16 protein-coding genes and 1 pseudogene are annotated in these 23203 nt (G+C 44.0%); 13 read left to right on the plus strand and 4 right to left on the minus strand.

The window, feature by feature from the left end; translation table 11 throughout:
* Nucleotides 1–18 precede the first annotated feature (18 nt).
* The 5 genes from BU202_RS07250 to BU202_RS07270 all read left to right on the plus strand — a co-directional run bounded on the left by BU202_RS07250 (nt 19) and on the right by BU202_RS07270 (nt 5839).
* Nucleotides 19–435 (plus strand): hypothetical protein, encoded by a 417-nt coding sequence (locus BU202_RS07250; RefSeq protein ID WP_075105128.1) that lies wholly within the window; start codon nt 19–21, stop codon nt 433–435.
* A gap of 44 nt (nt 436–479) precedes the next feature.
* On the plus strand, nt 480–695 hold the full coding sequence (locus BU202_RS07255; protein WP_142354771.1) for a hypothetical protein: 216 nt from the start codon (nt 480–482) through the stop codon (nt 693–695).
* Nucleotides 696–956: 261 nt separating this feature from the next.
* Nucleotides 957–2471: a flavocytochrome c gene (locus BU202_RS07260; protein ID WP_075105243.1), complete on the plus strand. Its 1515-nt coding sequence runs from the start codon at nt 957–959 to the stop codon at nt 2469–2471.
* A 357-nt stretch (nt 2472–2828) separates the two neighbouring features.
* The gene (locus BU202_RS07265) at nt 2829–4343 is read left to right on the plus strand and encodes a flavocytochrome c (RefSeq protein ID WP_075105130.1); all 1515 of its coding nucleotides are present in this window, start codon (nt 2829–2831) and stop codon (nt 4341–4343) included.
* A gap of 152 nt (nt 4344–4495) precedes the next feature.
* Entirely contained in the window at nt 4496–5839 is a 1344-nt protein-coding gene (locus BU202_RS07270) for a metallophosphoesterase (RefSeq protein WP_075105131.1), read from the plus strand.
* A 91-nt stretch (nt 5840–5930) separates the two neighbouring features.
* Here the strand turns inward: BU202_RS07270 and BU202_RS07275 are convergent, their stop codons facing one another.
* From BU202_RS07275 to BU202_RS07285, 3 genes are read right to left on the minus strand one after another with little or no spacing between them, the layout of a single operon-like run.
* The gene (locus BU202_RS07275) at nt 5931–7241 is read right to left on the minus strand and encodes an ATP-binding protein (RefSeq protein ID WP_244149034.1); all 1311 of its coding nucleotides are present in this window, start codon (nt 7239–7241) and stop codon (nt 5931–5933) included.
* A complete protein-coding gene (locus BU202_RS07280) occupies nt 7238–7951 on the minus strand; it encodes a LytR/AlgR family response regulator transcription factor (RefSeq protein ID WP_075105132.1) in 714 nt (237 codons plus the stop codon). The genes BU202_RS07275 and BU202_RS07280 overlap by 4 nt, the downstream gene beginning before the upstream one ends.
* Nucleotides 7952–7974: 23 nt before the next feature.
* Complete coding sequence (locus BU202_RS07285; RefSeq protein WP_075105133.1) at nt 7975–9204, minus strand: Fic family protein; 1230 nt, start codon at nt 9202–9204, stop codon at nt 7975–7977.
* Between the two features lie 257 nt (nt 9205–9461).
* Here BU202_RS07285 and BU202_RS07290 point away from each other — a divergent pair, with 257 nt between their 5' ends.
* The 8 genes and pseudogenes from BU202_RS07290 (at nt 9462) to nrdI (ending at nt 21083) form a co-directional block, all read left to right on the plus strand.
* Nucleotides 9462–12359 (plus strand): glycoside hydrolase family 3 protein, encoded by a 2898-nt coding sequence (locus BU202_RS07290; protein WP_075105134.1) that lies wholly within the window; start codon nt 9462–9464, stop codon nt 12357–12359.
* Nucleotides 12360–12412: 53 nt separating this feature from the next.
* A complete protein-coding gene (locus tag BU202_RS07295; protein WP_075105135.1) occupies nt 12413–12892 on the plus strand; it encodes a GtrA family protein in 480 nt (159 codons plus the stop codon).
* 251 nt (nt 12893–13143) lie between these two features.
* A complete protein-coding gene (locus tag BU202_RS07300; RefSeq protein ID WP_075105136.1) occupies nt 13144–15543 on the plus strand; it encodes a glycoside hydrolase family 3 C-terminal domain-containing protein in 2400 nt (799 codons plus the stop codon).
* A 75-nt stretch (nt 15544–15618) separates the two neighbouring features.
* Nucleotides 15619–16632: a glycosyltransferase family 2 protein gene (locus tag BU202_RS07305; protein WP_075105137.1), complete on the plus strand. Its 1014-nt coding sequence runs from the start codon at nt 15619–15621 to the stop codon at nt 16630–16632.
* Between the two features lie 11 nt (nt 16633–16643).
* The gene (locus BU202_RS07310) at nt 16644–17555 is read left to right on the plus strand and encodes an aldo/keto reductase (RefSeq protein WP_075105138.1); all 912 of its coding nucleotides are present in this window, start codon (nt 16644–16646) and stop codon (nt 17553–17555) included.
* A 287-nt stretch (nt 17556–17842) separates the two neighbouring features.
* On the plus strand, nt 17843–19594 hold the full coding sequence (gene aspS / locus BU202_RS07315) for an aspartate--tRNA ligase (RefSeq protein WP_075105139.1): 1752 nt from the start codon (nt 17843–17845) through the stop codon (nt 19592–19594).
* Between the two features lie 61 nt (nt 19595–19655).
* A pseudogene (locus BU202_RS07320) lies at nt 19656–20522 on the plus strand (YitT family protein); the annotation flags it as partial.
* A 96-nt stretch (nt 20523–20618) separates the two neighbouring features.
* Nucleotides 20619–21083, plus strand: a complete 465-nt coding sequence (nrdI, locus tag BU202_RS07325; RefSeq protein ID WP_075105141.1) for a class Ib ribonucleoside-diphosphate reductase assembly flavoprotein NrdI — start codon at nt 20619–20621, stop codon at nt 21081–21083.
* Nucleotides 21084–21150: 67 nt separating this feature from the next.
* On the opposite strand, the gene pulA is transcribed toward nrdI, so the two are convergent.
* The gene (gene pulA / locus BU202_RS07330; protein WP_075105142.1) at nt 21151–23199 is read right to left on the minus strand and encodes a type I pullulanase; all 2049 of its coding nucleotides are present in this window, start codon (nt 23197–23199) and stop codon (nt 21151–21153) included.
* Nucleotides 23200–23203 lie beyond the last annotated feature (4 nt).

Below are 23203 nucleotides of genomic sequence, written 5' to 3' on the forward strand. Positions count from 1 at the left end.
TACAACAGTGGGCTTTTTGTGTTGTTTAAAGAACATAAGCTGAATGCGACTTATCGTGCATATATCGATGAACACCTGTTTTTGGCTCGGAATGTCAAGCGTGAGCACTATTATTACAACCCTGATAGCTATGCGAAGCAGGAGTTTAAGTTACAAAAAGAAAAAGACATATTTGATAAGCAAAGAGAGCTAAAAAGTGGTATAATTGGTGTAACAACAATAGATGACATCGAAATCAAGGATATATCTCAACATTTAATAGAGCGTATTATTGAACGAAGCGGGACATCTGAGACGATACTTTCTGCTCTCAAGAATCCTTTGGAAATGACTTATACTAAATATGATGAAAACGGCAGGTCATCTAAGCAGTATAGAGGTGCTGTTACAACTGTTGCGGTGAATCCCGAAATAGGTAAATATCGTTTCGACTAATCCAACGAGACGAAACATCAGAAAACGACATGAAGTATATAAAAATGAAGATGAGTAATTTCTTTTCAGAAGATGAATTTTTAAAAATACAATCAATACTACCTCGTTGGGAATTTTCGAAAGAATATTCAGATGAGGAAATTGATATATTTGACGAAGAAATCGAGAGAATGGAGCAGTTGAAAGGCTTTGAGTCTGAAGATGGTCGATTTCTTGGTGATATGATAAACAAATTTAGAAATAATCCTAAATACGCTTAAGCACTTAGCACAATCTAGGTGCTTTTCTTATGCTCAAAAACAGGAGGAAACATGAACAAACGCATCAAAAAGAAACGCGAGCTTGAAAAACGCCTAAGAATTGCAGGGAGTTGCTTTGTTAATTGCTGACATTTCACCATCTTTCTGGTAAGGGGTGCAATCTTTTCGTTTTCTTGTGAAAAAAATTACAAAAAATCTTGAAAACGATTACTGAAAAGTGTATACTAGAATCGTAACCAAAAGAAAAGGAGAAGGTTTATGATGAAAAAGAAAGTTTGGCTGGGTGCCTTACTTAGTTTACTTGCTGCTGTTTTCTTGATTGCTTGTGGAAGCAAATCAAGCAATACAGCAGAGTCGTCAACTCCTGCTTCCTCTTCAAAAGAAGAGGCTGTTTCAGGAGCGTCAGAGAAGGTCTACACAGATCCAGCTGAATTGAAAGATAGCTATGATGTCGTTGTTATCGGTTCAGGTGGTGCAGGTATGGCTGCTGCGATTTCTGCTCACGATGCAGGGGCGAGCGTAGCGATTCTTGAAAAAATGCCTGTGATAGGTGGAAATACAAGTAAGTCTTCAGGAGGAATGAATGCTTCAGAGACAAAATTCCAAAAAGAAAAAGGGATTGATGATAGCAATGACTTGTTCTATGAAGAAACATTAAAAGGTGGAAAAGGGGCCAATAATCCTGAATTACTCCGTTACATGGTCGATCATTCTTCAGAAGCGATTGACTGGTTGGATAGCATGGGTATCACACTCAACAATGTCACTTTCTCAGGTGGCTTCAGTAAGGCGCGTATCCATAGACCAGCAGACGGATCCGCAGTTGGTGGCTACCTTGTAAATGGTCTTTATAACAACTTGATGGAACGTAAAGTGCCAATTTTTGTCAATGCGAATGTCACAGAAATTGTTGAAAAAGATGGGGTTGCAGCTGGTGTCAAAGTAACAGTTGATAAAAAAGAAAAAACCATCACTTCTAAATCGGTGATTGTCACTTCAGGTGGATTCGGTGCGAACATGGCTACTGTTACAAAATACAAACCTGAGTTAAAAGGCTATGTAACGACCAACCATGAGGGTGCAACTGGTGATGGTATTGAAATGGCGCAGAAATTAGGTGCAGATACGGTTGATATGGAGCAAATTCAAATCCATCCGACAGTATACCAAGAAAAATCCTTCCTTGTGTCAGAAGCGATTCGTGGTGAAGGTGCCGTTCTCATCAACGCTCAAGGAAACCGATTCTACAATGAAATGGAAACACGTGATAAGGTTTCAGCAGCTATCAATGGATTGCCAGAGCAATACGCCTATGTTGTCTTTGACCAACAATTACGTGAACATTCAAAATCAATTGATACCTATGAAAGCAAGGGAATGGTTATCAAGGCAGACAGCGTAGAAGAGTTAGCAAAAGCGCTCAACGTGTCTGAAGAAAACTTGAAGAACACAATCGACAGCTGGAATAAGGCAGTCGAAGCGAAAAATGATACTGAATTTGGTCGGACGACAGGAATGGAGCGCAACATTTCAAAAGCTCCTTACTATGCAATTAAGATTGCACCAGGTATTCACCATACAATGGGTGGTCTAAAGATCAATACCAATACTGAAGTCCTAAACAAAGAAGGTCAAGCGATTCCAGGTCTTTACGCAGCTGGTGAGGTGACTGGTGGTATTCACGGTAAGAACCGTATCGGTGGAAATGCCGTTGCAGATATTATCGTATTCGGTCGCCAAGCGGGTGAACAATCTGCCCAATTTGTGAAAAAATAATTGAAAAAGAAGAGGCTGGGCAAAAGAGTCCAGTCTTTTTTATCAGAATTAGTAAAAACATATTGGCGCAGTGGTTGATTGACATAATGTTCGCTATTTATGCTCCAAAGATGGTCTAATCAACTTTGTGGATATCAACAGTCAGGGAAGTGACTGTTGATACCCCAGCCTAGAAACTAGAGAGCGAAGTCTCCCTTTTTGATTGGTCCGAGTTCCTTTCCCTTTTTTACATACCTGCGAAATTCATCTGAACGTATGGAGGAGATTCTTTGTGAAAAAAATTACAAAAATGGTTGCAACCGATTACTAAATAGGGTAAAATAGGACAGTAACCAAAAGAAAAGGAGAAGGTTTATTATGAAGAAGAAAGTTTGGCTGGGTGCCTTACTTAGTTTACTTGCTGCTGTTTTCTTGATTGCCTGTGGAAGCAAGGCAAGTAATACAGCAGAATCGTCAACTCCTGCTTCCTCTTCAAAAGAAGAGGCTGTTTCAGGAGCGTCAGAGAAGGTCTACACAGATCCAGCTGAATTGAAAGATAGCTATGATGTCCTTGTTATCGGTTCAGGTGGTGCAGGTATGGCTGCGGCAGTTTCTGCTCATGATGCAGGAGCAAGCGTAGCGGTGCTTGAGAAAATGGGAGAAGTTGGTGGAAATACGGCCAAGTCTTCTGCGGGTATGAATGCTTCTCAAACCAAATTCCAAGATAAAGAAGGAATCAAAGATTCAAACGATAAATTCTACGAAGAAACCCTTAAAGGTGGTGGCGGAACAAATGATCCAGAATTGCTTCGCTACTTGGTAGACAACTCTGCATCTGCTATTGACTGGTTGGATAGCATGGGCATTACGCTTAGCAACATCACCACAACTGGTGGTATGAGTGAAAAACGTACTCACCGTCCAGCAGACGGATCAGCAGTAGGTGGTTACCTTGTAACAGGTCTTTACCACAACTTGGCAGAACGTGAAATTCCAATGTTTGTCAATGCTGATGTGACTAATCTTGAAGAAAAAGACGGTAAGATTTCAGGTGTTGAAGTCAAGATTGACGGCAAAACCAAGAAAGTTGCAGCAAAAGCAGTTGTCATTGCGACTGGTGGTTTCGGTGCTGACTTAGACAAAGTTGCGCAGTTGAATCCAAAATTAAAAGGTTATGTTACAACCAACCAAGCAGGATCAACAGGTGATGGTATTGCCCTTGCAGAAGCAAAAGGTGCAGCAACAGTCGACATGGAACAAATCCAAATTCACCCAACTGTAGAGCAAGAAAAATCATACTTGATTACAGAAGCGATTCGTGGAGAAGGTGCTATCTTGGTCAACTCAAAAGGAGAGCGTTTCTTCAATGAATTGGAAACTCGTGATAAAGTTTCAGCAGCCATCAATGGTTTAGAGCCAAACTACGCTTACGTAGTCTTTGATTCAGCCTTGAAAGATCGCGTCAAAGCAATCGCTCAATATGAGAAAAAAGGCCTTGTAAAATCAGGGGAAACAGTTGCGGATCTTGCAAAAGCAATTGATGTTCCAGAAGATGCCTTGCAAACAACCTTGGAAACATGGAACAAAGCTGTTGCAGATAAAAGCGATGCAGCCTTTGGCCGTTCAAGCGGTATGGATCATGCCTTAGACACTGCTCCTTACTATGCAATTAAGATTGCACCAGGGGTACACCACACAATGGGTGGTCTGAAAATCAATACCAACACCGAAGTCTTGAACAAAGAAGGTCAAGCGATTCCAGGACTTTACGCAGCTGGTGAGGTCACTGGTGGTGTTCACGGTAAGAACCGTATCGGTGGAAATGCCGTTGCAGATATCATCGTATTCGGTCGCCAAGCGGGTGAACAATCTGCACAATTCGTGAAAAAATAATCCGTCATGAGGTTGAGATAAGTTCTCAGCCTCTTCTTTTTGATGATACAAGGTGGTTAAGGGAGTGCTGTTGCTATGATTCTTGAAAGTTGCACCTGTGTCCTCTTTTAAAGTAGAAGATGATATAATAGGAAAAGAAAAGGAGGGCTTGTATGAAGAAGCGCTACTGGCTGTATCTGATTTGTCTAGGGATTGGTCTGTTGGTTCCATTGTTTGTTAAGCCGTCCGTAAAGGTTGGCTATCGGGCAGAAAAATGGACAGATGCGCAGGACATTTGGCTGATAACCGATATTCACTATCTTTCTCCTAGTCTCCATGATAATGGTAAAGCATTTTCCTATATTCAAAATACCGCAGCGGGGAAAGATATCCGCTATAGCAAGGAGAGGATGGAGGCCTTGGTGGCTCAAGTCCAAAAAGAAAAGCCCAAACTCCTGATTGTCAGCGGGGATTTGAGCTTAAACGGCGAAAAAAAGAGTATGGAAGATTTGGCAGAGCATTTTAAAGCCATGGAAGCATCTGGGACAGAGGTACTGGTTATACCAGGAAACCATGATATTGCGAGCGGTTGGGCGCGTGGTTTTAAAGGAGAAGAGCAGGTTAGGACAGATCAGGTGAGTAGGCAGGATTTTGAGACCCTATTTGCCGACTATGGGTATGCCCAGGCCAGTCAGCGGGATGGGGCTTCTCTTAGCTATATGGCAAAGCCTTTTGAAAATCTGTGGTTGCTTATGATTGATAGTAATATTTATGCGGATGGGCTTGGTAAAGGCGCTCCTGCGACAAATGGTCGTCTCAAAAAGGAGACCTTGGCTTGGATTAAAGAGCAATTGGGGGAGGCTCAATCAGCAGGTGTTGCCGTGATTCCCATCATGCACCACAATGTGTTGGATCAACATGCATCACCAACGCGGGGATTTACACTTGACAATGCGGTTGATGTGCGGGAGTTGTATGATCAATATGGCATTTTGTTGACTTTTTCAGGCCATATCCACACCCAGCATATCGCACAGCTAAAGGGTGAGCACTCGACGCTTACAGAGGTGGTAAATGGTGCTTTTTCCATGTATCCAATGACCATCGGTCGTTTGTCTCTCAAAGAGAATCGTCTCATCTATCAACAGACAGGGCTTGATGTCGACCTGTGGAAAAAGAATGCCAACCCCGATTTGGCGGACCACAAGAGCTATCTGGTGGATGTTTTCAATCGAGCGAGTGAGATAATGGTTCATACCGCCTTACATGACGAAGCTGCCTATGACAGGAAATTTGCAGACCAACTAGCTGAAATCATGGCGCCACTCAATCTAGCCTTCTTTTCAGGCGAGCGCTTGAGTGAGGAGTGGATTGAAAACCATGTCTATACCAACCCAACCTATGCAACCTTGCTCAAACAAGAACCTCAAAGTATGCTGGTGGAGTATGTCGGTATGATGATTGATGAAATGAAAGAAATTCCTGTGGATTATTTAGAAATGGACTGGAAAGAATGATGGGGCACTCTTCAACCATCAAAAACTGACCTCATTTCGTGATGTGTATTGAACCATAAATAAGCAAAAAGCCCGTTCGGGCTTTTTGTATTTAGGCTGTCAGAGGCAGTAAAATTTTCAGTTGTACCCAATTATCTTCCTTGTTGAGGGTCAGGTTGCCACCGTATTTTTGGACAATGAAGTCCATGCTTTTCAGGCCGATGCCGTGGAAATCTTTGTCAGCCTTGGAGGTCTTGGGAAACTGACCTGTGGATAAGTCGAGATTTGAAATATCATAATTATCCAGCCGGATGACGATAAATTGGCTGTGCTGGGAAACCTTCAAGGTCATCAAGCGTTGTTCAGGATTGGGAATTTGTTCAACTGCTTCAATGGCGTTGTCAATCGCATTTCCAAAGAGGGCAGAGATGTCCATGATGTCCATGAAATGCAGCAACTCCCCCTGCACGATACAGGTAAAATTGATGCCGTTTTGGAGACAGTATTGATTTTTTTGTGTCAAGATGGTGTCAAGGACAGGATTGCCCGTTTCAATCTTTGCCTCAAAATGTTGAATAGCTACAGTCATTTCTTTAAGGTATTGTTGCTGTTTTTGCTTATCAGCTTCTTGCTGGATAATATAGAGCTGATGCTTGAGGTCATGGGCTTTGCGACTGATAAGGTCGCTGTTTTCTCGGTAGGCTTGGTACTGCTTGTACTGCAATTGAAACATGTTGTGGATAGCGGTTAATTCTTCACGTAGATAGCGATCATACTGCTGGGATTCCTGAGTAAGTAGGAGCAAGAGACCAGAGAAATTCACCGTTGTTCGGAGGATAAAGATACTGGTCGAATCCTGAAATTGCAGGGTTCCAGACAAGATAAAGCCGATATTACTCAACATAAAGATCATCAGCGAGGTGAAAATGGCCACCCAAACAACTCGTTTTTCGGTGATATGTTGGAGCTCTTCTAGGTTGATTTTTTTATTTTGCTGATGGAAGAGAAGAAAAGCAAGGCTAGCGATGACCAACATGAAGGCTGCTTGTGTCCACAAGTTATCCACAGGTTGTTGATAAATCGTGAGGCAGTAAAGGTGCCATGCGAGAGCAGCGACTAACTCTGCTGCAATAAAGGCCTTTGCAGTCAAATAAAGGGCTGTCTTTTTCTGGTGAACACCAAGGAGGTAAATCGAAGCAAACATCCAGCAGATATTGAGAAACATCCCAACTGTCCACAAGAGAATAGGAAATTGTCCAGCTACCCATTGGAGGAGAAGTTGCAGACCGATGATGAGCGCTAAGGAACGGAGTCTACGCAGCCAGTCCATGGTCAGAATGAGCGGAAGACAGACCAGACAACAGGCAATTGATTCGGATAGCGCTGTATAGACTCGTGGAATATCAGGAAAATGTGTCATCATAAGAGGGTATCTCCGATGTAGTTGGTGAGGGCGGTCAAGAAATCTTTCTTACGTGGGCGACTGATTTGTAGAGGCTCACCCTGTATATAGGCTAGATTTCCCTCAATCTTTTCCACATAGGCCAGATTGACAATGTAGCCTGAATTAGAGCGGAAGAAGCTCTTTTTATCCAGCAATTGTTCCATGTTTTTTAAGGTGTTGCTGATGGTAATGGTCTCTTGCTTGCTATGGATATGGAGCTGGTGCCCCTCACTTTCGATATAGTAAATCTCTTTTTGGGCGATTTTAAAGGTTGAAGCCTTGTTTTTGACATAGAGATACTGCTGCTCTTCCTCGGGAGTTGGCAACTTCCGAAGCATTTTTTTGAAGTGTTCTTCAAATACGAAATTGCTGAGAGGTTTGAGGAGAAAGTCGATGGCTTCGACAGCGTAGCCCTGAATCGCCACCTGAGAATGGTTGGTGACAAAAACAAGCAGCACATCTTTATCCACAGCACGAATCTTTTGGGCAGTTGTCATGCCGTCCATGATTTCCATTTCCACATCCAAGTAGATGATATTAAAACGATGGTGATAATCACTGGTGATGTCAATGCCGTCGTTGAAGCAGGTGATCTCTACAGACCGCTGGATGCTATGGCAGTAGTCCTTGATATACTTGGTCAATCTTTCTTGTTCAACTTTTTGATCTTCGACAATCGCGATTTTCATAGGGGTCCTTTCCATGTGTTATTTTATTCATCAGTAATGAGTAATTGGTGTCTGCTAGGTTTGCGGGAGATTTGAACAATCATCCCTTTTTCTCTTAATTTTGTAATGTTATCCTTGATGGTTTTTCTAGGAAAATCCGAAGCTAGAATATCAATGATGGCACGGTCTGTCAAGCCTTCTTTGGGATGATTGACAAAGGTGGTTGACTGTAGCAGGAGAAAGAGGATGTGTTTTTGGATTTCCGCGAGGTCACGATTTTCTTTCATTCGTTGCCAGAAATGATCAAGAATTGCTTTTTTCTCTTTCAGTATGTTAATAATGTCTTTTTGTCCTTCTTCAATCAATTCCAGCATGGTCTGGACGAAGAAGGTCCCTTCTGCTCGATTATCAATATCTCCAGTTGTTGAGAAGGCTTTGTAGTATCTGTTTTTATTTTCATTTATCTTTTGCGAGATGACTAAGCCTGAAAAAATGTCTAATTTTCGAGCTAGATAACGTGACAAGATATAACGACCTGTCCGTCCATTTCCATCGTAAAAAGGATGAATATTCTCAAAAAAGAAATGTCCTAGTGTGGCTTTGATTAGGAAGGGAATGGTTTCATCATTGATGAATTGAATCCAACTTGTCAGCATTAAATAGATTTGTTTTTCAGTCGATGGAGCAATGTGCTCTACTTTTCCACTGTGCTGATCAACAATGCTGACGATATTGTCTCGGAATAACTCACCATCTAATTGGTTTTCTTCATCGATTTCTCCTTCGGTGAGTTTATCGTAGATATCTCGAATCACTGAGAGATGGTCAATAGTGAGTAATTGATTGTCCGCAATATCGTGGTACATGCGCACGGTAGATAGGAGACGGATATCCTTTGGAGAACTTTCCTGGAGTGCTTGATAGGCTTCTGAAACATCTTTTCGTGTGGTCTTAATTCCCTCGATTTCGTTGGTATTGATGACAGCTTTGTAAAGCTGTTCGGTGTAAAATTGATTATGAGCAACAGGGGGGAGTAAGTTTGCGATTTCTTTAATTTTTGTTGAATTTTCCTGTATTTTTTGTGATAGTAACTGTAGTTCTAACAATGGTACGACAAATAAGGGATATTGATGACTTTTAAAACTGCCCCTCTGCATAAGATAGGGAAACATTTCCGTTTTAATGACACCAAAACTAGTTAGTCTTCGTTGATATTCGTCTTCCTGTGCATCATATTGTTGATATTTGATGATTTTTAACTCTTTATAGGCCATCTTTAACTCCTATTTATAAAATAATGCGATATATTAAAAATAGTAACACTTTTTTCTTTTTTATTCAATAAAAATCATGAAATATGAATAATAGAGAAAACTAAAAGCTAGAAAAGAGATGATGGAACAGAAACATGCAAATTATGCAACCAAAATGACAGATTATGAAGAAAGGGTTTTCACAACTTGTGTCATTTGGTAAAGTAGGGGTGTACAAAAGAAAAGGCTTTCAAGCCGAGCAATAGTAGGAGGGTCTTATGAAGACTTGGAAGAAAACAGGATTCGCTTTCGCAGTAGCGAGTACATTGGTGAGTATGCCAGTAGCCGCTGACGAATATGCCAAATCCTATCAATCATGGGATGCAACAAGCATGGCAAAAACGACCTTGATTGTCGCAGCCATTGCCGTTGTGGCCTTGCTGGCAGCTGCGATTTATCGCATTGTGAACCATAAACCATTGAAAACGCTCAAGAGCAAGATTGCTATGGGCTTGCTATCGCTACTAAGTATCGCGATTGTGGGTGCTAACTATGCAGTCAATATGTTTGTAAATGTGATTGACACCTATTTTGCGCCGTCCTATGCAGATGAAGGAAAAATCAAGGATGCAGAAGCTGTTTCAAAACAGTTGGTTACAAAGATTCAGGAAGAAGGAACTGTTCTTCTAGAGAATAAAAACAAGACCTTGCCGCTTGAAAAATCCTCAAAAGTCAACGTGTTTGGTATTTCTTCTGTAGCGGTTACCTACGGTGGATCTGGATCTGGTGCGGCAGATGAGTCCAAAAATATTAACTTACAACAAGGACTTGAAAATGCAGGCTTTGCAGTCAATGCAGAATTAACAGATTTTTACAAAGAGCATTTACCTAAAAAAGAAGGAACCAACATCTTCTCGCTCAATGGTGGGGATTATAATATCTATGAACCAAGTCAAGATGCCTATTCTGAAGACTTGTTGAAAAATGCTAAAGCCTTCTCCGATACAGCTCTTGTCGTGATTTCACGTAACGGTGGTGAGGGAGCAGACCTCCCACAATCCATGAAAGACTATGAAAATGGTCAAGAAGACAAGCATTATTTGGAATTGCAAGATGTCGAAAAAGACATGCTTGAAACGGTCAAGAAAAACTTTGATAAGGTCGTAGTCTTGGTCAACTCTTCTAATGCAATGGAGCTTGGTTTCCTAGAAGATGAGGGAGTGGACGCAGCTCTTTGGATTGGTGGGCCAGGCTCAACGGGTCTTGATGGTGTAGCCCGCATCTTATCAGGTGAGGTCAATCCGTCAGGTCGCTTGGTGGATACCTATGCCTATGATATGGCTTCTGCGCCAACCTACTACAATACTGGAGATTTCTCTTACACGAATATCACTTATGAGAACACTCCGTGGGGTGCTAAAGAGCCACAAACTTTTAATTATAAATTCGTGAATTACCAAGAGGGTATCTATGTCGGCTATCGTTACTATGAAACTCGTTTTGTAGACAATGCGACAGGTCAAATGGATGAAGCAGCGTATCAAAAAGCGGTTCAGTATCCATTCGGTTATGGTCTATCATACACGAACTTCAAGCAAGAAATCACTGGCATGAAAGAAGATGGTGATGAGATTGAAGTGACCGTTAAGGTGACCAATACAGGTGATGTTGCTGGTAAGGACGTGGCACAAGTTTACTATACAGCGCCATATACAGCTGGTGGAATCGAAAAATCTCATGTTGTCCTTGCTGGATTTGACAAGACAGAAGTGCTTGAGCCTGGTAAGAGTGAAGAATTAGCGATTCGCTTTGACCGTGACGATCTCGCTTCTTACGATGATAAGACTGAAAAAGCCTACGTCCTAGATGCTGGAAATTACGACATCAAACTGATGAACAATGCCCATGATGTGCTTGATTCGAAGACTTATACGGTTGCCCAAAAAGAAGTCCGCAAACAACGGACATCCGATAAAGCAGAAGTAACAAATGCCTTTGAATACGCAGTAGGTGACGTCAAGTATGTCACTCGTGACGATTGGGAAGGTACGCTTCCGACCGAGCGCACCAAGGACAAAGAAGCGACAGATGCTATTGCAAAAGAAGTCGAACGGACCAACTTCCGTATCGATGCCGATGCTGAAACACCTGTGGATAAGGTAGAAGCTGAAAAGAATGGCCTTCGTCTGGTCGACCTTGTAGGGGCAGACTATGAGGATGAGCGTTGGGACAAATTAGTGGCTCAAATGACAGTCGCTGAAATGACGGCTTTGATTGGTCACGGTGGTTATGCAACGGTGGCGGTCAAATCCGTTGACAAACCAGCGGTGGTCGACCTTGATGGACCTGCCGGCATCAATGGGATTTTCCAAGGAATCAAAGGAATCCAATACAATTCTGAGGTTGTCGTGGCATCTACTTGGAATACAGACCTTGCTGAAGAAATGGGAGATGCCTTTGCCAAAGAAGCCTTGGCTCATGGTATCGTAGGACTATATGCACCAGCAGTGAATATTCATCGTTCACCATTCTCAGGTCGAAACTTTGAATACTATTCAGAAGATCCAGTCGTATCAGGTAAAATGGCCTCTGCCTTGGTGAAAAAAGCGCTCGAAAATGGTGTGTACACCTTTACCAAACACTTTGCCCTTAACGATCAAGAAGACAACCGTGAAGGTGTGGCAACTTGGTCAAATGAACAAGCCATTCGTGAAGTCTACCTCAAAGCCTTTGAAATTCCAGTCAAAGAAGGTGGCGCAACAGCTATCATGTCTTCCTTCAACCGTATCGGTACCCTTTGGGCTGGCGGAAATGGTGACTTGCTCAATACCGTCCTTCGTGATGAGTGGGGCTTCCGCGGAATGGTGATTACCGACTTTGATGGTCAGAATTACATGAGCCCAGACCAAGCGATTCGCAATGGTGGCGACTTGATGTTGACCCCTGTAGGCGATGATCCAACAGCTCTCTCTACAGGTACTAAAGAAGGGGTTGCAGCCCTTCGTCAAGCAAGCAAAAATATCCTTTATACCATTGCACATTCAGCTGCATTTGATATTTACAAACCAAAAACAAAATGGTGGTTGGTTGTCCTTGTAACAGCAAACATTGCCTTGATTGCTCTAGTCGGTCTTGGTCTTGTGAAGCTAACTGCAAAGAAAAAAGAAGTAGCATAATGAAATAAGAGTAGTGAGGACGGGTGGTCCTCCTCTCTTTTAGAAGGAGAACTATGAAAGAGTGGATTGCCAAACATCCTGATTTATGGGAATTTATTAAGTTTAATGTCTTGTCCAATATCGCAACGATAACGAATTTTGCGGTCTTGTGGTTGTCAACAAACTTTCTCTTTACGGCCTTTTCAGGACAAGATTTTCATTGGTTAATCTTCCATTATTCAGTGGACAATGGTGGCTTAAACGGCTTTCTATCGTTCCTATTAGCCTATGTTGCCGCGCAGGTTGTCAACTATATCGTCCAGCGAAAACTAGTGTTCGGCGCAGAAAATGATATTTCCAAAACCCTCCATTGGTATATCCTAACCGTCATCGTGGCAGGTATCTTGTCGATTGTCTTGCCACCTTATACGACCCAAGTATTCACCTCGTGGGGCTTGAGTCTAGGCTGGGCACAAACTGCTGCCAACTGGGTCAATATCCTGGTTCAGGTCGCTGTCAACTACCCAATGATGAAATTTGTGATTATGAAGTAGGAATCTTGACAAATTTTACCAGATGGCTTACACTATAGGCACTAGGAAGATTGCTCATAGCAATATTAAGGCCCATCACTATGTCAGTAGTGAGGGGTCTTTTTTTGATGAGTAAGGAAATGTTCGGATATCATTTCTCTTTCCGTTCAACAGATTATGCCATAAACTTGTCAATTTATGAAGAAAGCGTTTTAATCCTTGATATTCTTTGATATGATAGGCTTAGTAGAATAGAAATAGGTGGGAAATGTATGAAACATCGTGCGATTATTGAGCAGTTGACCTTAGAAGAAAAAGCGGCCTTGATGGCGGGTAAGTCTGTCTGGGAAACCAAGGATTTTCCAGAAAAAGGAATTCCGTCCGTCTTTTTATCAGACGGACCGCATGGGATTCGCAAGCAAGAAGGAAGCGGGGACCATCTAGGCTTGAATGCTTCTGTTCCTGCGACCTGTTTTCCGACAGCAGCCACTCTTGCCAATAGCTGGGATCCAGCGCTCGTTGAGGAAGTGGGGGCAGCACTAGGAGCTGAAGCGAGCAGTCTGGGAGTGCATGTGGTACTGGGTCCTGGTCTCAATATCAAGCGCAATCCCTTGTGTGGACGCAATTTTGAATATTACTCTGAAGACCCATATCAGGCAGGGAAAATGGCGGCGGCCATGATTCGGGGTCTGCAATCCCAAGGTGTAGCAGCAACGCCAAAACACCTTGCGGTCAATAGTCAGGAACTCCGCCGCATGGCTTCTGACTCGATTGTGGATGAGCGTACCTTGCGCGAAATCTATCTGACAGGATTTGAAATCGCCGTTCGTGAGGGCAATCCGAAGGCCATCATGTCTGCCTACAACAAAATTAACGGCATCTATGCCAACGAAGACAAACGCTTGTTACGGGACATCTTGCGGGATGAGTGGGGCTTTACAGGCTTTGTCGTGTCAGACTGGGGCGGTTCAAATGACCATGTTTTAGGGGTTGAAAATGGCAGTCATCTTGAAATGCCGGGAACCACTACTGTAGGACAAAAGGAATTGATCGATGCTGTGCAGTCTGGTCGCTTGTCTGAAAGTGTTCTAGACGAGCGTGTCGATGAGCTCTTACAGGTCGTCTTAGACTTGGCTGCTCAGGAAAAGCGCAGTATCGATGTCAACAAGCAACATCAACTAGCTAGACGGGCAGCCGCAGAAAGCATTGTCCTCTTGAAAAACGAGGATCAGGTGCTGCCGCTTCAAGCAGAAAAAACGGTAGCCGTCATTGGTGAATTTGCTAAAAATCCACGTTACCAGGGTGCAGGTTCTTCCTTAATCAATGCACGGCAGGTCGACAATACGCTAGAGGCCATGAAGGACTATCCTCTAACCTATGTCGGCTATGCACAGGGCTATCAGCGGATTGACCAGCCTGATGAAGCCTTGGTGACAGAAGCTCTTGCCTTGGCTCAACAAGCGGATACGGTCTTATATTACATGGGCTTGGATGAAATCAGTGAGAGTGAGGGACTAGACCGTACACATCTACAGCTGCCGAAAAACCAACTCCACCTCCTTGAAAAACTGGCGGCTATCCACGAAAAGATTGTCGTTGTTTTATCCGCAGGCTCTGTTGTGGACATGAGCTGGGATAAGCATGTCAAGGCGGTGGTGCATGGCTATCTGTCAGGTGAGGCCGGTGCAAGAGCCATGCTGGATGCGCTGACTGGTCTTGTTAACCCAAGCGGGAAATTGAGCGAAACCTATCCGATTGCTTTAGCAGATGTGCCATCGTCAAAAGAATTCCCTGCTGAGGGGGACTATGCTCTCTACCGTGAGGGATTGTATGTTGGCTATCGTTATTTTGACACGACTCAGACGGCTGTCCAATACCCATTTGGCTACGGACTTTCTTATACGACCTTTGCCTATGGCGATTTGCGCATTCATGAGACAGGCCTTTCCATGACGGTGACCAATACTGGTGAACGTGCGGGTGCAGAAGTGGTGCAGTTGTATGTTGGCAAAGAAGATGCCCGTGTTTTCCGTCCGTCAAAAGAATTAAAAGGCTTTGCCAAAGTGTATCTCGAAGCAGGGCAGTCAACAGAAGTGAACCTTTCCTTTGATGATAAGACCTTCCGCTATTTCAATACGGTGACCAATGCTTTTGAAATCGAGGGCGGCACTTACCAGCTGTATCTAGGCGCTAGCGTCTCTGATATTCGTCTGGTTGCAGAAATCACACAAGAAGCCACGACGGAACACTTACCAGAGTTGACAGGGCTTGACAGCTATCAAGCAGGGCAGGTGCTACAGGTTACAGATGAGGAATTTACCCGTCTGCTTGGTCGACCAATACCTGTGGAATCCTGGCAGGTAGGCCAAGAACTCCGTCTGAATGATCCGCTGTCTAAGATGCAGTATGCTAAGAGTGGCTTAGCCCGTCTTGTTTACAAACTCTTGCATCATTTACTGAAAAAAGCAGAGCAAAAAGGCAAACCAGACCTCAACCTGCTCTTCCTCTATAATATGCCATTCAGAGCCCTTGCCAAAATGACAGGTGGCATGCTTGACCAGCAGATGGTGGCAGCAATCTTGGTGATTGTCAATGGTCATTTTATGAAAGGTGTCGGCCAATTGTGGAAGGCCTTCCGTGCCAAACAAGGCTACCAAAAGCAACTTTCTTAAAATTATGGTAAAATAATTAAAAATGAGGTTGGGACGAAGTACCTAACCTCATGATTCGTTGATAGGGAGTAGGAGATGACCTTATTAAGTATTGCAATTCCTAGCTATAATGCGCAAGAATATCTACATTACTGTGTAGGATCACTGGTCGTTGGTGGCGATCAGGTGGAAATATTGATTATCAATGATGGCTCGAGCGACCGCACGCAAGAAATCGCAGAAGAGCTGGCAGCTAAGTATGCGAATGTCCGTGCGATTTATCAGGAAAATAAGGGCCACGGTGGCGCGGTCAATACCGGCATTCGAGAAGCTAAGGGGCGTTATTTCAAAGTGGTTGATAGTGACGACTGGGTGGATACGAGAGCTTATCTCAAAATTCTTGAAACCTTGGCAAACTTAGACAGTCAAGGACAGACAGTCGATGCCTTCATCTCGAATTTCGTCTATGAAAAAGAAGGGCAATCTCGGAAAAAAAGCATGAATTACCAGAATGTCCTACCAACCGACCGTGTGTTCACTTGGGACGATGTCGGTGCCTTTTCAAAGGGGCAATATATGATGATGCACTCACTCATCTATCGGACCGAGTTATTGAGAGAAGTGGGGTTGGTCTTACCAGAGCATACCTTTTATGTGGACAATATTTTCGTCTTTACACCACTCCAAGCAGTTGAGACCATGTATTATCTGCCGGTTGATTTTTACCGTTACTTTATCGGGCGAAATGACCAGTCGGTCAATGAATCCGTCATGATTAAGCGGATTGACCAGCAGCTTAAGGTCAATCGCATTTTGGTCGATAGTTTGGACTTAGATGCTATTACGCAGCCTGATTTGCGCAGCTATTTGCTCAACCATGTGGAAATCACGACCATTATTTCTTGTGCCTTGCTCAATCGAGGGGGAACAGCTGAACACATGTTGAAAAAACAAGAACTGTGGCAATATATTCAAGAACAGAATCCAGCCCTCTTTAAGATTGTGCGCAGTGGGTTACTGGGACAATTGACCAACTTATACGGTTATCCAGGGCGGAAGATTTCCAATGCTGTTTACAAGATTGCAAAGAGCATTTACGGTTTTAATTGATAGGAGAAGACATGCAGGAATTAGGAAAGACGGGCCTTGAGGTATCGCGGATTGCGCTAGGTTGTATGCGTATGGCGAGCTTGGATGACAAGGTAGCGCAGGCAGTTGTACAGACCGCTTTGGACCAAGGTATCACCTTTTTTGACCATGCCGACATTTATGGTGGCGGTGAGTCAGAGCGTCGTTTTGCGGCAGCTGTAAAAGGCTTAGGGATTGGGCGTGAGCATTTGATGCTCCAATCCAAGTGCGGTATCCGTAAGGGCTATTTTGATTTTTCAAAAGAGCATATTATAGCTTCTGTTGATGGCATTTTATCGCGTTTAGAGACGGATTATCTCGATGTCCTAGCCCTGCATCGTCCCGATGCCCTCATGGAGCCAGAAGAGGTGGCAGAAGCCTTTACCTACTTGAAAAAAGCGGGTAAGGTCCGCTATTTTGGTGTCAGCAATCAAAATGCCTACCAGATTGAGTTGCTCCAGTCCTATTTGGCAGACCCATTGGTGGTCAATCAGTTGCAGTTTTCGCCTGCCCATACACCGCTGATTGATGCGGGTCTCCATGTCAATATGAAAGAAGAGGCTGCAACAGTCCGAGACGGAAGCGTCTTAGATTATTGCAGATTGAAAAACATCACTATTCAGGCTTGGTCACCGTTTTTGATTGATTTGCAAAGAGGAATTTTTGTCGATCATCCAGACTATGCGCTGTTGAATCAGACTATTGAGCGCTTAGCGAGTCAATACCATGTTTCACGTGAAGCAATCATTGTTGCGTGGATTATGCGTCATCCAGCCAAGATTCAGACCATTGTAGGGTCAATGAATCCAGAACGGCTCGCAAAGATTGCAGAAGCAGAAAAAGTAAACCTCACGCGACCAGAATGGTACGAGATTTACACTAGCGCGGGAAATACGCTACCATAGCAGAAAGCGATAGCGTCTGTATCAAGCTGTCTAAACTGGAAGTATGAACAAGGTCGGGTAGGCTTGCCTGGCTTTTTTCTATCCAGCAAGGATTTTCGAGAAAATTCACTCGAATTGTTCCCGAATTATTGGCTTTTATGATAGAATAGTTAGGTGTATAGTCATTCTGTTTTCATTTATGGCATCGGTAGCTCATCTTGCTACTACTAAATGAAAACGGAAAGATTTTAAAACCAAGAATAGGTGGGGGAGCTAGGCTACTCCATGCTATCCGGAGAGAGGAAAATATGAAACGTTCGATGTATGCGGGGCGTGTTCGGAAAGAACACATCGGTCAAGAAATTACTTTGAAAGGTTGGGTTGGTCGCCGTCGTGACTTGGGTGGCTTGATTTTCATTGATTTGCGTGATCGCGAAGGAATCATGCAGTTGGTCATCAATCCTGAGACGGTATCAGGTGATGTGATGGCACAAGCTGAAAAGGTGCGCAGCGAGTTTGTCCTTGAAGTGACAGGTCAAGTCGTAGCGCGTGAACAGGCAAACCCTGCTCTTCCAACGGGTGAAGTTGAATTGCAAGTGTCTAGCTTGACCATTTTAAATACAGCTAAAACAACACCGTTTGAGATTAAAGATGGCATTGAAGCAAGTGACGATACGCGTCTTCGTTACCGTTACTTGGACTTGCGTCGTCCTGAAATGTTAGCAAACTTTAAATTGCGGGCTGCGGTGACACATAGCATTCGCAATTATCTAGATGAGCTTGAGTTTATCGATGTTGAGACACCGATGTTGACCAAGTCGACACCAGAAGGTGCGCGTGATTACTTGGTGCCAAGCCGTATCAGCAAGGGACATTTTTATGCTCTTCCACAAAGTCCGCAGATTACCAAGCAATTGTTGATGAATGCTGGTTTTGACCGCTACTATCAAATCGTGAAATGTTTCCGCGATGAAGACTTGCGTGGAGACCGTCAACCCGAGTTTACACAAGTTGACTTGGAAACCTCATTCTTGTCTGAGTTAGAAATCCAAGACATGGTAGAAGGTTTGCTTGCGCGTGTCATGAAAGAAACCAAGGGAATCGAAGTCAGCTTGCCTTTCCCTCGAATGAGTTATGACCATGCCATGAATGCTTATGGTAGTGATAAGCCGGACACCCGTTTTGAGATGTTGTTGCAAGACTTGACAGAACTTGTCAAGGAAGTTGACTTCAAAGTCTTTTCAGAAGCAGCGGCTGTCAAAGCTATTGTCGTTAAAGGTGCAGCAGACAACTACTCACGTAAAGATATTGATAAATTAACCGATTACGCCAAACAATTCGGTGCAAAAGGTCTAGCTTGGATCAAAGTTGCAAATGGAGAGTTGACTGGTCCGATTGCCAAGTTCTTGACAACTATTGCAGATAAGTTGACAGAAAGTTTACAGTTGGCAGACAATGATTTAGTCTTGTTTGTTGCTGATGAGCTAGAAGTAGCCAACAATACACTCGGAGCGCTTCGGACTCGTCTTGCTAAGGAACAGGGCTTGATTGATGAAAGCAAGTTTAACTTCTTGTGGATTGTGGATTGGCCGATGTTTGAATGGTCAGAAGAAGAAAATCGTTTCATGAGTGCCCACCATCCATTTACACTTCCGACAGAAGAGTCTGCCCATCATTTAGAGGGGGATTTGGCAAGTGTTCGTGCCGTTGCCTACGACATTGTTTTAAATGGTTACGAGTTGGGCGGAGGAAGCCTGCGGATCAACCAAAAAGAGATGCAAGAGCGCATGTTTAAAGCTCTTGGCTTTAGCGCCGAACAGGCTCACGAGCAGTTTGGTTTCCTTTTGGAAGCTATGGACTATGGCTTCCCGCCACATGGTGGCCTTGCGCTTGGTTTGGATCGCTTAGTCATGCTTCTAGCAGGTAAGGACAACATTCGTGAAGTCATTGCCTTTCCTAAGAACAACAAGGCGAGCGACCCGATGACTCAGGCACCAAGCACGGTGGCTGATAGCCAATTAGAAGAATTAGCACTTCATATCCAAACAACCAATGAATAGGTATTTTAGAAAACTTCGGATTCAATTTCTGAGAAAGGCGAGACGCAATCGCTTTTGGTCTGTGATTTCGAGTGTCTCAAGAGAGCGCTATGCAGAGCGTATATCAGGCTCGATTATCTACGGGATTTTATCCAGTATCGCCGTCAATTTCTTTTTCCAGCCGGGAAATGTCTACTCTTCAGGGGTGACAGGGATTGCGCAGATTGTATCTGCGGTCTCTGTGACCTACTGGGGCTTTGAAATTCCTCTTGCGCTGGTCTACTACGGGTTGAACGTTCCCTTGCTCATCATCGCCTGGTATAAGATTGGAAATAAATTTACCATTTTCACCTTTATCACGGTAACGTTTAGTTCCTTCTTTATCCAGTTCATGCCCCACATCACCCTGACGACAGACCCCTTGGTCAATGCGATTTTTGGAGGTCTCATGTTGGGGACAGGGATTGGTTTTGCCCTGCGCAATAACGTCTCTAGTGGAGGAACGGACATCATCAGCATCTTGATTCGGCAAAAGACGGGTCGACAAGTGGGAAGTATTTCTTTCCTTGTCAATGTCTTGATTATGCTGGCTGCAGGTGTCACCTTCGGTTGGAAATACGCCCTCTACTCGATGATTGCTCTTTTTGTGTGTAGCCAGATGACGGATGTCATCTATGTCAAGCAAAAGCGTATGCAGGCTATGATTATCACCAGTCATCCCAATCGTGTCATCAAGATGATTCAAAAGAAATTACATCGCGGAGTGACCATTATTAATGGTGCAGAAGGTGCTTACAATCACGAACAAAAGACCGTCCTGATTACCATTATTACACGGGCTGAGTTCAATGATTTCAAGGCCATTATGAAGAAAACAGACAAGACGGCCTTCGTCTCTGTTGCGGATAATGTGAACATTATCGGACGATTTGTCGAGGCGGATGAATAACCTCTCTGACGTGTAGGATTAGATTGACAAATACAACATATAGATATATAATGGTTTATAAATTCTATATGTTGTGTTTTTTTGTTGGGAGAAGAGATGAAGAAATTATACCTTGTTTATATCAGCCTAAGTGGCAATACCGAGAGTTTTGTCAAACGCTTGACGACCTTTTTACAGTTTCAGTCTGATTTGCAGGTGGAGCAGGTCCATGTCAAGGATTTAGTCAAGCAGGACATTCCTTTTTATGAACTGGACGCTCCTTTTGTGGCCTTTTTGCCGACCTACTTAGAAGGTGGCAATGGCGTGGACAATGGGGATGTCGAGATTTTGACAACTCCTTTGGGAGATTTCATTGCCCATGGACAGAATGTGGAGAAGTGTCTCGGGGTTGTCGGATCTGGCAATCGTAATTTCAACAACCAATATTGCCTAACAGCCAAGCAATACGCAGAACGTTTCGGCTTTCCAGTCCTTGATAATTTTGAACTCCGCGGTCTCAATAATGACGTTGAGCGAGTTGGGAAAAAGATTATGGACTTGATGGCAACGGTTGTTGACTAGAAACAGAACCCTCACTATAAGAAAAAAGTTCTAACCAGTTTACACTCAACTGGTTAGAACTTTTTCTTTAATTCTCTTTCAAAACACACATACTCTGACCAGCAATCGTAATCTGATTGCTGTCTTCTAGCATTGGTGGGAAGCTGAAGCGGACCGTCTGGGTCGTTTCTTTTTCATAGTGAAAGTCACTCGTTGAGAAGTTGATGATGAATTGAATGCTCTCATCATTGGATGTGACGGTATAGCGTAGGACATACTCGGTCAGCCAATAGAAATCACACGTTTCCTGAATCGTGCTATAATCACCCTGGCTCAAGATTGGGTGTTCCTTACGGAAGGCAATCAACTCGCGGATAAACTGGACATGCTCACGGTAGCGAAGCGCCCGTGTCCAATCGAGGCGGTTGATACTGTCTGGGATATTGTAGGTATTGTCGATTTCGTCCTTGGTACGGAAAAATTCTTGTCCACTGTGGAGAAAGGCCATTCCTTGGGAAATCAGAATCAGCTGGAGCCCAAAGCTGGCTGCGCGTTTCTGCTGATGCGGTGTCCAGTCAGGGTTTTCGATGTGGAAATAATCAAAGGCCGTCGCATTGTCATGGCACTCAATGTAGTTGACAGACTGGGCTGGACTGAGGAAGTGGCTGAATCGGCTTCCTGTTAGTAGATGTTGAATCTTCTCATGAAGCTGTTTGTCCACTAAGCGCTTCGGATTCAGCAGGATTTTCTTAAAGGTATCGCGGTAGTCATCGTTGAAAAAGGCTAGTGTCGGCAGTTTTTCAGCATTGTATTGGTGGGCAAGTTGGTCAAATTCAAGACCTGTTGCCATCTTCCAGCCCTCACCGTACAAGTAGATATTGTCGTGGAGGGCACGAAGTTCTGCTTCAATTTGGTTCATGGTTTCCACATCAAGAATCCCCATCAGGTCAAAGCGGAAGCCATCAAATCCATAGAGGCTGGTCCATTGGCGGAGGGATTGCTTGATGTAGTTGCGGACCATACTGCGTTCGCTTGCGACATCATTGCCACAGAAGGTACCGTCTGTGCGGAGGCCGTTTTCCTGATAACGATAGAAATAGCCAGGGACAATGCGCTCAAAGGCGTACTCTTCAGCGTGGTAGACATGGTTATAGACAACGTCCATAATCACGCTAATATCCGCATCATGGTAGGCTTGGATAGCAGTCTGCAATTCGCTAATCCGTGTATAAGGATCGTCTGGATTGCTGGCAAAAGAACCTTCAGGGACATTGTACTGCACAGGGTCATAACCCCAGTTATACACAGCCTGTGGATAATTCTCGTCGACACTACCGAAATCATAGAGAGGCATGAGCTGGATATGGGTCACACCGAGTTCTTTGATGTAGTCCATGCCGAGGGGCTGTTCTTCTAGTTGGGGTGATTCAATCAAGCCAAGAAATTGCCCGGCGTGCTGGAAATTCGCAACGGCTTGTTGAGAGAAATCGCGGACGCTCATTTCATAGATGATGGCTTGTGCGGGTGGGAGTTGTGTACTTGCGCGACGAGGAGTTGCGAGCTTTTCTAGATTGATGACGTAGCTATCGCTTGCATTCGTTTTTGAGGACAGGGCATAGGGGTCGTGGACCGAGAGCCATTCTCCATTGACCTTGTGGAGGTAGTGGTAGCTAAATCCGTCAAAGTCACCTGCTACCGCCACCTGCCAGACACCTTTTGCCTGCTTTTTCATAGCGTATGGGGTACCGTCAAGGACCAAAAAGACTGCCTTTGAAATCGGCGCCCAGAGTTTGAACTGGGTTTCGGTCGGGCTGTAGTGGGAGCCTAAGTCCTGCCCGTCGTAGGTAAAGGTCTGCTCAAAGAGGCTTGAGCGGACAATCTGTCCGTAGGCTAGTTCCGTTTTGTTTCGATCCTGATCGTAAATGGTATAATTGCCCGTTAGCTGAAGGGGGTGAAGGCTAGCGAGCTGATAGGTCACCGTCTGATTTTCTTCGGTGCGGTTGTGGATAACCAGCTCTTCTTCGCCATTGCTTGAGGCAATGTGAAAGGTCATATCTGGATGATCGAAGCGTTTTTCAAGAAGAATGCGAATCGTTGCCTCATCATCAAGATAGGCTTTAAATTGTCGTAAGGCCATGAGC

This window comes from Streptococcus cuniculi (assembly GCF_001921845.1).
In the GTDB taxonomy this organism is placed as follows: Bacteria; Bacillota; Bacilli; order Lactobacillales; family Streptococcaceae; genus Streptococcus; species Streptococcus cuniculi.

What these genes read in the sequence shown, in the direction of transcription:
- BU202_RS07270 (WP_075105131.1), top strand. Translation starts at nt 4,496, where the DNA reads ATGAAGAAGCGCTACTGGCTGTATCTGATTTGTCTAGGGATTGGTCTG.
- BU202_RS07260 (WP_075105243.1), top strand. Translation starts at nt 957, where the DNA reads ATGAAAAAGAAAGTTTGGCTGGGTGCCTTACTTAGTTTACTTGCTGCT.
- BU202_RS07265 (WP_075105130.1), top strand. Translation starts at nt 2,829, where the DNA reads ATGAAGAAGAAAGTTTGGCTGGGTGCCTTACTTAGTTTACTTGCTGCT.
- nrdI (WP_075105141.1), top strand. Translation starts at nt 20,619, where the DNA reads ATGAAGAAATTATACCTTGTTTATATCAGCCTAAGTGGCAATACCGAG.
- pulA (WP_075105142.1), bottom strand. Translation starts at nt 23,199, where the DNA reads ATGGCCTTACGACAATTTAAAGCCTATCTTGATGATGAGGCAACGATT.
- BU202_RS07295 (WP_075105135.1), top strand. Translation starts at nt 12,413, where the DNA reads ATGAAAGAGTGGATTGCCAAACATCCTGATTTATGGGAATTTATTAAG.
- BU202_RS07310 (WP_075105138.1), top strand. Translation starts at nt 16,644, where the DNA reads ATGCAGGAATTAGGAAAGACGGGCCTTGAGGTATCGCGGATTGCGCTA.
- aspS (WP_075105139.1), top strand. Translation starts at nt 17,843, where the DNA reads ATGAAACGTTCGATGTATGCGGGGCGTGTTCGGAAAGAACACATCGGT.
- BU202_RS07290 (WP_075105134.1), top strand. Translation starts at nt 9,462, where the DNA reads ATGAAGACTTGGAAGAAAACAGGATTCGCTTTCGCAGTAGCGAGTACA.
- BU202_RS07280 (WP_075105132.1), bottom strand. Translation starts at nt 7,951, where the DNA reads ATGAAAATCGCGATTGTCGAAGATCAAAAAGTTGAACAAGAAAGATTG.
- BU202_RS07305 (WP_075105137.1), top strand. Translation starts at nt 15,619, where the DNA reads ATGACCTTATTAAGTATTGCAATTCCTAGCTATAATGCGCAAGAATAT.
- BU202_RS07300 (WP_075105136.1), top strand. Translation starts at nt 13,144, where the DNA reads ATGAAACATCGTGCGATTATTGAGCAGTTGACCTTAGAAGAAAAAGCG.
- BU202_RS07255 (WP_142354771.1), top strand. Translation starts at nt 480, where the DNA reads ATGAAGATGAGTAATTTCTTTTCAGAAGATGAATTTTTAAAAATACAA.
- BU202_RS07285 (WP_075105133.1), bottom strand. Translation starts at nt 9,204, where the DNA reads ATGGCCTATAAAGAGTTAAAAATCATCAAATATCAACAATATGATGCA.
- BU202_RS07275 (WP_244149034.1), bottom strand. Translation starts at nt 7,241, where the DNA reads ATGATGACACATTTTCCTGATATTCCACGAGTCTATACAGCGCTATCC.